The organism is Salibaculum halophilum (assembly GCF_002094885.1).
GTDB classification, from domain to species: domain Bacteria; phylum Pseudomonadota; class Alphaproteobacteria; order Rhodobacterales; family Rhodobacteraceae; genus Salibaculum; species Salibaculum halophilum.
The window spans coordinates 24,107-34,961 of the sequence record NZ_MSIT01000022.1; the positions used below are offsets into that span (position 1 = coordinate 24,107).

Genomic DNA, 10,855 nt, shown 5'->3' on the forward strand with positions numbered 1-10,855 from the left:
CGCACCGGAAAAGTTTCAGAGGTTGTCGAGCTGGGCCTCGAAGCGTTGCTTGGCCCGGGGCGGCACGCGGCCCGCGAGGTAGCCCTCGGGGACCTCGGCATCGCCCACGGCGATGGTCATCACCATGCCCATGGCGTAGTGCGGCGTGCACCGGACGGCGTAGAGGCCGTCCTCGGTCAGCGTGACCTCGATCTCCTCGTTGATACGGCCCGAGAACCCCTCGGCGCCGTCGGGGATCATGCCGTCGACGCTCTCGGCGTTGTGGCCGGGGTCGATGGCGAGGAACTTGATCGTGTCGCCCGGCGCGGCCTGCACGAAGGCGGGCTCGAAGACCATGCGTTCGCCGTCGCTGCCCTTGTTGAGCATCTCGACTTCAAAGGTTTCGGCGACGGCGGCGCCGCCCATCAGGGCGGCGAGGGCGAGGCCGGTTGCAAGGGGTCTGATCATCGGTTTGTCCTTTCAGATCATCGTTGCGATCGAGGGAATATTACCCTGTCCGTCAGGGTGCGTTTTGCGCTGGCACAAACTCCCGCACGATCAGGCCGGAATGCCGCGTTGGTGTCGCCGTCCAATCTGTGGCAAGAAATGCGGATGGACGATGCTCCCGCTCGCAAGACCCTGCCGCGGCTCGACGAGAGCCTGCTGACGCACCTGCCGCCATTCTCGCGCCTCGAGACCCGGCAGATCCGCACGGTTTTGGACCAGGCCACGTCACGGCGCTACGAGGCAGGCGTTTCGATCTTCGAAGAAGGCCACCCCGCGGAACGGTTCTACATGCTGCTGGATGGCTATGTTCGCGTCGTCCGGACGTCACCCACAGGCGAACAGGTCACGGCGTTGCATATCCCGGCGGGGCAGTTGTTGGGCATCGCCAAAGCCATCGGGCGCGACACCTACCCGGCTACCGCCGTGGCGGCGACCGAGTCCATCGCGCTCAGCTGGCCGATGCGGCTTTGGGATACCTTCGTTGCCGACTACGAGGGGTTCGCCACGGAGACGTACAAGACGTTGGGCAACAGGCTTTCCGAAGTGCACAGCCACGTCATGGAAATGGCCACCCAGCAGGTCGAACAGCGGGTGGCCAATGCCCTGCTGCGCCTGATCAACCAGACCGGCCGCAAGGTCGAGGACGGCATAGAAATCGACTTTCCGATCACCCGGCAGGACCTGTCGGAACTCACCGCTACGACGCTGCACACCGTCAGCCGGGTGCTCAGCGGCTGGGAAAAGCGCGGCCTTGTCGAAAGCCGGCGCAAGCGCATCACCGTGCGCGACCCCCATGCCCTGATGGTTCTCGGCCAGGGATGACGTCCATCAGGCCAACCCGGCGGCCCGCATCAGCTCCCACAGGAACAGCTCTTCATCCAGGTGATAGGCCGCACAGGCATCGCTCACCGTGTGGATCGGGCTGACGAGGCACCCCACGCAGAGCATCCCGTGCCGCAGGAAGACCGAGATGGTCTGCGGCCATTCGGTCATCAGATCGGCCAGCGGCAGGTCCGGGTCGTCAATACGGATACGCGCCATCGGGAACCTCCTTTCGGGATCACCCTAGGCGCGCCATCGCGCCGAACTTTGCGCTGGCACAAACTCCTTCGCCGACGGCGGGACTAGGAACCGGGCATCCCGCACTCAAGGAGGCCCGATCATGGCTGAATTCCTGACGAAATCCCGGGCGCGCAACATCTTCTACGGGGGCTCGATCTTCTTCGTCGTGGTCTTCGTGGCGATGACCGTCCATTCGCACCGCTACGTGGTGCAGACCTCGACCGCCGGCATGGAGCTGAGCGACGCGGTCGTTCACGGCAAGCATGTCTGGGAGGAACACTCCTGCATCAACTGCCACAGCCTGCACGGCGAGGGTGCCTATTTCGCACCCGAACTGGGCAACGTGATGACGCGCTGGGGCGTGCGTGACGACCCCGAGGGCGCTTTCCAGACCCTCAAGGGCTGGATCGCGGCCCAGCCCAGCGGCATCGAGGGCCGCCGCCAGATGCCCGCCTACGACATGACCGACGAGGACCTGCGCGGCCTCGCCGAATTCCTGCGCTGGGCCGACCAGACAGACACCCAGGGCTGGCCGCCCACCGACGCCGGATAAGGAGGCATCACGATGAAATACGAAACACAGAGAATCGCCTACTGGTACATCCTCGCCGCGCTCGGCCTTTTCGCCGTTCAGGTGCTGGGCGGGCTGATCGCCGGATGGATTTACGTTGCCCCCAATTTCCTGTCGGAGATCCTGCCGTTCAACGTGATCCGCATGATCCATACCAATGCGCTGATCGTCTGGTTGCTGCTGGGCTTCTTCGGCGCGGCCTATTTCCTTGTCCCCGAGGAGTCGGAACGCGAAATATGGTCGCCGAGGCTGGCCTATGTCCAGCTGGTCATCCTCGTGGTCGGCACGCTGGGCGCGGTGGGCAGCTACCTTGTCGGCATCCATGGCGGGCGCGAGTTCCTCGAACAGCCCCTTTGGGTCAAGTTCGGCATTCTCGTCGCCGCGCTGATCTTCCTGCTCAACATCTCCATGACCGTGCTGTCGGGCAAGAAGACGGCGATCACCGGTGTCCTTCTCATGGGGCTGTGGCTGCTGTCGCTGCTCTGGATCTTCGCCTTCATCAACCCCGACAACCTGTCGCTCGACAAGATGTACTGGTGGTTCGTCGTCCACCTCTGGGTCGAGGCGACCTGGGAGCTGGTCATGGCCGCGATCCTTGCCTTCCTTCTGCTCAAGCTGACGGGCGTGGACCGCGAGGTGGTGGAAAAATGGCTTTACGTCATCGTCGCCACGGCGCTGTTTTCCGGCATCCTTGGCACCGGGCACCACTTCTACTGGATCGGCCTGCCGGGCTACTGGCAATGGGTCGGGTCGATCTTCTCGACCTTCGAGGTGGTCCCCTTCTTCCTGATGATGTCCTTCGCCTTCGTCATGGTCTGGAAGGGCCGCAAGAACCACCCCAACAAGGCCGCGCTGCTGTGGTCGCTGGGGTCCTCGACCGTGGCCTTCTTCGGCGCGGGGGTCTGGGGCTTTCTGCACACGCTGCACGGGGTGAATTTCTACAGCCACGGCACGCAGATCACCGCGGCGCACGGGCACCTGGCCTTCTACGGGGCCTATGTGGCGCTGAACCTCGCGGTCTTCAGCTACGCCATGCCGATGCTGCGGCAACGCGCGCCCTACAACCAGGTGCTCAACATGGCGTCCTTCTGGCTGATGACCGGCGGCATGGCCTTCATGACCTTCGTGCTGACCTTCGCGGGCACGATCCAGACGCACATGCAGCGCGTCATCGGCGACTATTACATGAGCGTGCAGGACAGCCTGTCGATATTCTACCTGATGCGCTTCGGGGCCGGGGCGGCGGTGGTCATCGGGGCGCTGCTGTTCATCTATTCGCTGCTCGTGGTGCGCAAGACCGAGGTTATTGCGCCCGGCCCCGCCAACCCAGCCCCCGGAGAATGAGCCATGAACATGCAAACGACACCAACCCTGCCGTACTACGAGCCCACCGGCCGCGAATGCGACCTGTTCGAGACGGCCCATGACAATGGCCTGCCCCTTCTTCTGAAGGGGCCGACCGGCTGCGGCAAGACCCGCTTTGTCGAACACATGGCCGCGAAGCTGGGCAAGCCGCTCTATACCGTGGCCTGCCACGACGACCTGTCCTCAGCCGACCTGATCGGGCGTTACCTGCTGAAGGGCGGAGAGACCGTCTGGGTCGACGGGCCCTTGACCCGCGCCGTGCGCGAGGGCGGGATCTGCTACCTTGATGAGGTGGTCGAGGCGCGCAAGGACGTCACGGTTGTGCTGCACCCGCTGACCGACACCCGGCGCAGCCTGATGATCGACCGCACGGGCGAGGAACTGGTCGCGCCACCGGGCTTCATGCTGGTGGCCAGCTACAACCCGGGGTATCAGAACGTGCTCAAGCGGCTGAAACCCTCGACCCGGCAGCGGTTCCTTTCGATCTCTTTCGATTTCCCGAAGGCAGAAACGGAAATCGACGTTGTCGCGGCCGAAAGCGGGCTGGAACCGGGGCGCGTTGCCCCACTGGTGCGGCTGGCCGGGCATATCCGCAATCTGTCGGGCATGGACCTGGAAGAGGGCGTCTCGACCCGCCTGCTGATTTACGCCGCGACGCTGATGGCCGGTGGCACGGGTATCGACTACGCACTGGAGGCCGCGGTGATCGAACCGCTCAGCGATGAGCCAGACGTGCAGCAGGCGCTGCGCGACCTGGTCGCGACGATCTACGGGTAGGGCCATGCATCTGCGCGACCTGATGGAGCCCGAAGAGACGGTCGGCAACCTCTGGCACGACATGGCCAGCGGCATCGGGGCGGATGTCACCCATCCGCAGGCGGGGGTGACCCTTGCCGCGGTTCGGCCCAGCCTGGCTGTGCTGTTCCGCGGCCTGGGCGGTGCGCCTGGGGTGGAACTGGCCGAGGCCCCGGCGACCCTCGTGCAGCATCGCCGTCCCCTCCGGCGCAAGCTGGGGGCCGAGCGCGACCGCGAATGGATCGCCCGGTTCGACGGCGAACGGCTGACCCTGCCGCCCGTGATGGCCGCCTTTCCCGACCCCGCCCTGAACCGCGCCGCCTATTTCTGGCTGACCGCGCTGGCGGCCACGGCCGATCCGGAGCAGATGGACCTTGACCAGACCGGGCCCGCGCATGACTGCGCGCAGATCCGGGCCAACGCCCGGGCCGCCGATGCGGCCCATGCGGCTTGTCCGGGGCTGCGGCGGGCCTATGCCGAGATGGCGCGGCACTGCGCCGAGGCGCGCCCTGACGTGACGCGCCCCGCACAGGAAGCGGCGCTGGAGGCCGCGATCCGGGATCAGCTTTGCGGCCACACGCCGGAGTTGGCCGCGGCCCCAGCCGCGCGCGGTTACATGCCCATGGCCCCCGTGCCGATCTGGCTGCGCTTCGCCGCGCCGGGCAAAGGCGATGCGGCCGAGGAGGCGGCGCCTGATCCGGCCGCGCCGCCCCCGGCTGCCGAGCAAACCAGCCGCAAGCTGGGCGAGCGCAAGGACCAGGATCAGCACAACCGCAAGGACAGCTTTATCATCCACCGCTTCGAGTCGATCCTGTCCTGGGTCGAGTCGATGAACATCAATCGCAGCGTCGACGATGACGACGACGAGAACGCCCAAAAGGCCGCCGACGACCAGGACCGCATCACCCTGTCGAAACAGGCCCGCAAGGTCGCCACCCGCCTGCGCCTGCACCTGGACCTGTCGCCGGCCGATGCGGACCACGAGGCGCTGGCCGGCAAACACACCTACCCCGAATGGAACCACCGCGCGCGCAGCTACATGGACGCGCACTGCCGCGTGCTGGACGCGCCCGTGGCCCCGTCGGGCACCCCCTTCGCTCCCGATGCGCGCCGGATGCGCGAGGTGCGCCGCCAGTTCGAGGCCCTGCGCCCGCGCCGCGTGCTGCAACCGCGCCAGGTGGACGGCACGGAGCTGGACCTCGACGCGGTGCTGACCGCGCGCGCCGATCTCGCCGCCACCGGGCGCGGGTCCGACCGCATCTGGCAATCGGCCCGGCAGGTCGACCGGGATGTCTCGGTCGCGTTCCTGATCGACACCTCGCGCTCGACCGAATCCGCCATCGGCGATACCAGCGTGATCGAGGTCGCGCGCGAGACCATGGCGGCGCTTGCGGGTGGCATCGACGCGGCCGGCGACAGGCTTGGCATCTGGGGCTTTTCATCGCTGCGCCGTGACCGCGTGTTCCTGAGCCGCTGCAAGGCTTTCGACGCGCCCATGTCGCCAGAGATCACCGCCAATATCGGTGCCCTGACCCCCGGCCACTATACCCGCCTCGGGGCCGCGATTCGCCACGTCAGCGCGCAACTGGCCGACGAGCCGAGCGCGCGCAGGCTGCTGATCGTGCTGACAGACGGCAAGCCCAACGACCTGGACCACTACGAGGGGCAGCACGGCATCGAGGACAGCCACATGGCCGTGCGCGAGGCCCGAAATGCCGGCCAGAGCCTGCACGGCATCGTCATCGACGCGGACGGTCAGGACTGGTTCGCCCGCATCTTCGGGCGTGGCGGCTTCACCCTGCTGCCCACGCCCGAGCGCCTGTCCCGGGCCTTGCCCGACATCTACCGCACCCTGACACAGGAGACCTGACATGCGCCGACTGATGCCGCTTTTGCCCGCCCTGCTCGCATCGCCCGCCCTGGCCGAAGAGTTCGATCGCCCCATACCGCAGGCGCAATCGGCCACGGCCGAGCTCTGGTATGCCCTGGCCTGCCTGGCGCTTGTCGTGGCCATGATCGCGGTGCAGCGGCTGGTGGCGCGCCGATGACGCGGCCGATAACAGAGCGGGGCTGGCCGACATACAAGATCGCGCTGGCGCTCTACCCGTTCGGGGCCGGGGCGGCGGCGGTCAACGTCTTCTTCGCCGCGCTCATCTTCAGCTGGGTCGGCGGCCCGGTCCTGTCCACGGCATGGTCGATCGGGCTCGGCTGCGTGATCGGGGCCCCGGCAACGTGGTATTTCGCGCGGCATATCCGCAGGCTCATGGACACGGCAGACGCGGGCACCGACCCCGCAGGAGAATGAACATGGCAAGCACATCGGCAGAGCAGATGCGCGCCTGGACAGGCCCGGCGCTCTTCAGCTTCGGGTTCCGGCCCTTCTTTCTATTCGGCGCGGCGTGGGCGGTTCTGTCGATGCTGATCTGGTTGCCGATGCTGGCGGGCGCAATCACCCTGCCCAGCCGATTCGACCCTGTCTCGTGGCACGCGCATGAATTCCTGTTCGGCTATCTCGGGGCGGTCCTGGCCGGGTTCCTGCTGACGGCGGTGCCCAACTGGACGGGCCGCCTGCCCATGGTCGGCTGGCGGCTCGCCGCGCTCTTCGCACTCTGGGTGGCCGGGCGGATCGCGGTGCTGGTCTCGGTGCTGCTGCCTGTCGCCATCGCGCCGGTCATCGACCTGGCGTTTCCGCTGGTGCTGGGCGGGCTGATCCTGCGCGAGATCATCGCCGGACGGAACTGGCGCAACCTCGTCGTTCTGGCCCTGTTGGTGGTCTTCACCCTGGCCAATGCGCTGTTTCATGCCGAGGCCATGGCGGGCGGCTATCCGGCGCAGGGGCCGGGCCTGCGGCTTGGCGTGGCGACGGCGGTGATGATGATCGCGGTAATCGGCGGGCGCATCGTGCCGTCCTTCACACGCAACTGGCTGGTCAAGGCCGGCCAGCCCGCGCGCCCCGCGCCGCCGATGCAGCGGTTCGACAAGCTGGTCCTGCTGGTCAGCGTCGCGGTGCTGCTGGCCTGGGTCCTGTGGCCCGCCGCACCGGCGACCGGGGCGGGGCTGGTCGGCATGGGGCTGCTGCACCTGGCGCGGCAGGCCCGTTGGCAGCCGCACCGGACGCTGCGCGCGCCCCTGCTGTTCGTGCTGCATGCCGCCTATCTCTTTGTTCCGGCCGGGGCGCTGGCCATGGGACTGGACCTGGCCGCCGGGCTGGCCGGCCCCGCCGCGGCGCAGCACCTCTGGATGACCGGGGCCATCGGCGTGATGACGCTGGCGGTGATGACCCGGGCCAGCCTGGGCCACACCGGGCAGGCGCTGACCGCGAACCGCGCGACCGTCGCGATCTACCTCTGCGTCTTCGGGGCCGCGATCCTGCGGTTTGCAGCCTCCGCGCACGTTGAGTTCAGCCAGCTGTCCGGGCTGTTGTGGATCGCCGCCTTCGCGGGGTTCGTTGTCGCCTACGGTCCGGCGCTGCTGCGCCCCAAGCCGGGGGCATGACCATGGGTTGGGCCGGGTTCGCTGCGGTCTTCGCGGGCTTTTTCCTGACGCATTCGATCCCCGTGCGTCCGGGCGTCAAGGCGCGTCTGGTCGGCCTGCTCGGCCGGCGCGGCTTCGGCCTGGCCTATTCGGCGCTGTCGCTGGCGATGCTGGCGCTGCTGATCCGGGCCGCGGGGGCGGCGCCGTATCTGCCGCTCTGGTATCAGGCGGGCTGGCATCGGCAGGCCGCGCAGGCGGGCATGTTGGCGGTGTGCCTGGCCCTCGCGTTTTCCATCGCGCGGCCCAACCCGTTCTCCTTCGGCGGGGCGCGAAACGACGCATTCGACCCGCACAGGGCGGGCATCCTGCGCTGGACCCGGCACCCGATCCTGCTGGCGCTGGCGCTCTGGGCCGGGGTGCACATGTTGGCCAACGGTGATCTGGCCCATGTGATCCTGTTTGGCGTGCTGGGCGGCTTTGCCATCGCGGGGCAGTGGCTGATCGACCGACGCAAGCGGCGCGACCTCGGCCCGGCGCACTGGGCGGCGCTGGACTCCGCCCGCCGCGCCGCCCCGCGTCTGCAACCGCCCCTGTCCCGGCGCGGCGCCATCCTGCGGGGGCTGGCGGGCCTGGCAGCATTTGCGGCCCTGTTACTGGCGCACCCATATGTCATCGGCGTGGCCGTTGTGTGACTGGTGTCTCCATCTGTCGGAATGGGCCGCGACGTCTGCGCGCCAGTTGCGGCAAGATCCTAGTCGCGCCTGCTGGCCCCGAGGATCATCCGCAAGCCTCCGACACCACACGGAACGCCGCCGCCGAGCGCGATGCTCAAGCCGACCATCGGCGCCTGCACCACCGACAGAGCCGCGCCGCCCCCGGACAGCATCATTCCGATGACGATGACCCCCACCCAGACGCCGGATCGGTCGGGTGTGCGCCGCTCCGGACTGCCCCTGTTGGCGTTGCACTATGCGCACCACCGCGAAAAACAGCAGCATCACCGCACCGACAAGGATCAGGAGCCCAAGCAGCGGCTGTGCCGAAGCGAGCGCCGTGCCGGGGGCCATCAGGGCAGGACCCGCCGCAACGAGGGGCATGAGGTCGCCATCGTCGTTTTCCGGCGTCACCGCTCTGTCGAGACACAGGTCCGGCGCGACTTCCAATTCCGGGCAAGTCCCCCGGCCGCGCCCGGCCAGCAGGGCCATGCCGACAGGGTCATCAATGCGTCCCCCGGAGCCGGCATGGTGCCGGAAATTGCTCGAGTTCGGGGTTTTCGTCAGGCCGAGCGCCTTTACCGTTCGCGCCAAACACGAGCCCGATTTCATGCTGAAAACCGGCGTGTCCCATGGGGACCTCCAAGCGGCCGAGGCTGTCCATGCCGTCCCCGAGCCACCTCGGGCCGCGACGTCCGTCTCCCGTCGAAACAGGGCCGCTCAGAACCGTTTGCGCGCGTTCAGGGCGGCGGTGATCGTGCCGTCGTCAAGGTAGTCCAGTTCCCCGCCCACGGGCACGCCCTGGGCCAGCGAGGTGACCGAAACCTCGGCCAGTTCGTCGGCGATGTAATGGGCCGTGGTCTGGCCGTCCACGGTGGCCCCCAGCGCCAGGATCACCTCGGTGACGCCCTCGGCGGCGACCCGGGATTTCAGCCGCGGGATGCGGAGGTCCTCGGGGCCGATATCGTCGAGCGCCGACAGCGTGCCGCCCAGCACGTGATAGCGGCCGGTAAAAACGCCCGCGCGTTCCATCGCCCAGAGGTCGGCCACGTCCTCGACCACGCAGATCTGGCCGGTGGCGCGCTTCTCGGCGGTGCAGATGTCGCAGATGTCCGCGGTGCCGATGTTGCCGCAGTTGAGGCATTCGCGCGCCGTGCTGCCGACCCGCGCCATGGCCTCGGCCAGCGGAGTCAGGAGGGTCCCGCGCTTCTTGATCAGATACAGCACCGCGCGCCGGGCGGAACGCGGACCCAGGCCCGGCAGGCGGGCCATCAGCTCGATCAAGTCCTCGATGTCGCCGGTTGGTCTGGTCAAGATGGTCTCCCGCCGGGTCAATTCGCCGCGCGACTTGCCCCGGAGTGTGCCGCGTGCACTCGCATTCCCCCGCGACACTCTGACTTACTGTTTACGCATGTCCGGGGCGCGCAAAACCGGTTCCGGGTTTTGCGCGACATGCTCTAGAATGGCAGTTTCATGCCGGCGGGCAGGCCCAGTTCCTCCTGGATTTTCTGCATTTCCTCGGCGGCGCGGTCGCTGGCCTTGGACTGCGCGTCCTTGATGGCGGCCAGAATCAGGTCCTCGACCACCTCCTTGTCGTCGCCGTTGAAGATCGACGGGTCGATGTCCAGGCCCTTGAGGTCGCCCTTGGCGCTGGCGGTGGCCTTGACCAGCCCGGCGCCGCTTTCGCCGGTGACCATGATCTCGTGCATCTCTTCCTGAAGCTGCTCCATCTTCTGCTGCAGCTCCTGGGCGGATTTCATCATCTTGGCCATGTCGCCCATCTGGCCCATTCCCTTGAACATTCCCGTATCTCCTGTCGACTGCGGTTTCAGTGCAGATATTGCCCTGGCGTCACGGCCACAAGGCCGGATCAGTCCTCCTCGAAGGGGTCCCATTCCTCGTCCACCTCCGGCAGGGCCTCGATCTCGGCCTCTTGCTGCAAGGCGTCGGGGCTGCGGACGTCGCTGATGCGTGCCTCGGGAAAGCGCGTCAGAACGGCCCTGACCAGCGGGTGCGCGGCGGCCTGGTCGCGCAGGCTGGCCGCGTCGGCGTCGCGGGTCTCGGCAATGGTCGCGCCGCCGCCGGCGCCCACGACCGTGACCGCCCAGCGGTTGCCTGTCCAGCTCTGCAGGCGGGTGCCCAGCGTCGCGGCGAGGTCGCGCGGGGCGTCCTCGGTTGGCTGGAACTCGATCCGGCCGGGCTGGTAGGCAACAAGGCGGACGCAGTTTTCCACGTCGACCAGCAGTTTCACGTCGCGGTGGCTGCGGATCAGCTCGACGACGTGTTCGAAGGTCGGGTAGCGGGCGAGCGCGGCCTCGGCCGCAACCGCCCGCTGCGCGCCGCCCGTGCCGGCGGACGGCCCCGAGGGGCCGGTGGCGGGCGGGGCCAC

The 10,855-nt window shown here is 67.8% G+C and carries 13 protein-coding genes and 1 pseudogene; 9 read left to right on the forward strand and 5 right to left on the reverse strand.

The window, feature by feature from the left end:
* Positions 1-15 precede the first annotated feature (15 nt).
* The gene (locus BU124_RS12115; protein ID WP_084863841.1) at positions 16-447 is read right to left on the reverse strand and encodes a pseudoazurin; all 432 of its coding nucleotides are present in this window, start codon (positions 445-447) and stop codon (positions 16-18) included.
* Between the two features lie 144 nt (positions 448-591).
* Between BU124_RS12115 and BU124_RS12120 the strand changes: the two genes are divergently transcribed.
* Positions 592-1,308, forward strand: a complete 717-nt coding sequence (locus tag BU124_RS12120; RefSeq protein WP_143529980.1) for a Crp/Fnr family transcriptional regulator — start codon at positions 592-594, stop codon at positions 1,306-1,308.
* A 6-nt stretch (positions 1,309-1,314) separates the two neighbouring features.
* Here the strand turns inward: BU124_RS12120 and BU124_RS12125 are convergent, their stop codons facing one another.
* The gene (locus BU124_RS12125) at positions 1,315-1,527 is read right to left on the reverse strand and encodes a DUF1858 domain-containing protein (RefSeq protein WP_084863842.1); all 213 of its coding nucleotides are present in this window, start codon (positions 1,525-1,527) and stop codon (positions 1,315-1,317) included.
* A 121-nt stretch (positions 1,528-1,648) separates the two neighbouring features.
* Here BU124_RS12125 and BU124_RS12130 point away from each other — a divergent pair, with 121 nt between their 5' ends.
* From BU124_RS12130 to BU124_RS12165, 8 genes are read left to right on the forward strand one after another with little or no spacing between them, the layout of a single operon-like run.
* Entirely contained in the window at positions 1,649-2,101 is a 453-nt protein-coding gene (locus BU124_RS12130) for a c-type cytochrome (protein ID WP_084863843.1), read from the forward strand.
* A gap of 12 nt (positions 2,102-2,113) precedes the next feature.
* The gene (locus BU124_RS12135) at positions 2,114-3,463 is read left to right on the forward strand and encodes a cbb3-type cytochrome c oxidase subunit I (protein WP_084863844.1); all 1,350 of its coding nucleotides are present in this window, start codon (positions 2,114-2,116) and stop codon (positions 3,461-3,463) included.
* Between the two features lie 3 nt (positions 3,464-3,466).
* Positions 3,467-4,261 (forward strand): CbbQ/NirQ/NorQ/GpvN family protein, encoded by a 795-nt coding sequence (locus tag BU124_RS12140; protein WP_084863845.1) that lies wholly within the window; start codon positions 3,467-3,469, stop codon positions 4,259-4,261.
* 4 nt (positions 4,262-4,265) lie between these two features.
* Complete coding sequence (locus BU124_RS12145) at positions 4,266-6,149, forward strand: nitric oxide reductase activation protein NorD (RefSeq protein WP_084863846.1); 1,884 nt, start codon at positions 4,266-4,268, stop codon at positions 6,147-6,149.
* 1 nt (position 6,150) lies between these two features.
* Positions 6,151-6,327: a protein NnrT gene (locus tag BU124_RS12150; protein ID WP_084863847.1), complete on the forward strand. Its 177-nt coding sequence runs from the start codon at positions 6,151-6,153 to the stop codon at positions 6,325-6,327.
* Complete coding sequence (locus BU124_RS12155) at positions 6,324-6,584, forward strand: NnrT protein (RefSeq protein WP_084863848.1); 261 nt, start codon at positions 6,324-6,326, stop codon at positions 6,582-6,584. The genes BU124_RS12150 and BU124_RS12155 overlap by 4 nt, the downstream gene beginning before the upstream one ends.
* A gap of 2 nt (positions 6,585-6,586) precedes the next feature.
* Complete coding sequence (locus BU124_RS12160) at positions 6,587-7,774, forward strand: NnrS family protein (protein ID WP_084863849.1); 1,188 nt, start codon at positions 6,587-6,589, stop codon at positions 7,772-7,774.
* Positions 7,771-8,445 carry an NnrU family protein gene (locus tag BU124_RS12165; protein WP_342743746.1) on the forward strand — a complete coding sequence of 225 codons (675 nt, stop codon included), beginning with the start codon at positions 7,771-7,773 and terminating at the stop codon, positions 8,443-8,445. Before BU124_RS12160 ends, BU124_RS12165 begins: the two co-directional genes overlap by 4 nt.
* 741 nt (positions 8,446-9,186) lie before the next feature.
* On the opposite strand, the gene recR is transcribed toward BU124_RS12165, so the two are convergent.
* The 3 genes and pseudogenes from recR to BU124_RS12180 form a co-directional block, all read right to left on the reverse strand.
* Positions 9,187-9,780 (reverse strand): recombination mediator RecR, encoded by a 594-nt coding sequence (recR, locus tag BU124_RS12170; RefSeq protein WP_084863851.1) that lies wholly within the window; start codon positions 9,778-9,780, stop codon positions 9,187-9,189.
* A gap of 143 nt (positions 9,781-9,923) precedes the next feature.
* Positions 9,924-10,268, reverse strand: a complete 345-nt coding sequence (locus BU124_RS12175; protein ID WP_084863852.1) for a YbaB/EbfC family nucleoid-associated protein — start codon at positions 10,266-10,268, stop codon at positions 9,924-9,926.
* A 68-nt stretch (positions 10,269-10,336) separates the two neighbouring features.
* Positions 10,337-10,855 (reverse strand): annotated as a pseudogene (locus BU124_RS12180) (DNA polymerase III subunit gamma/tau); the annotation flags it as partial.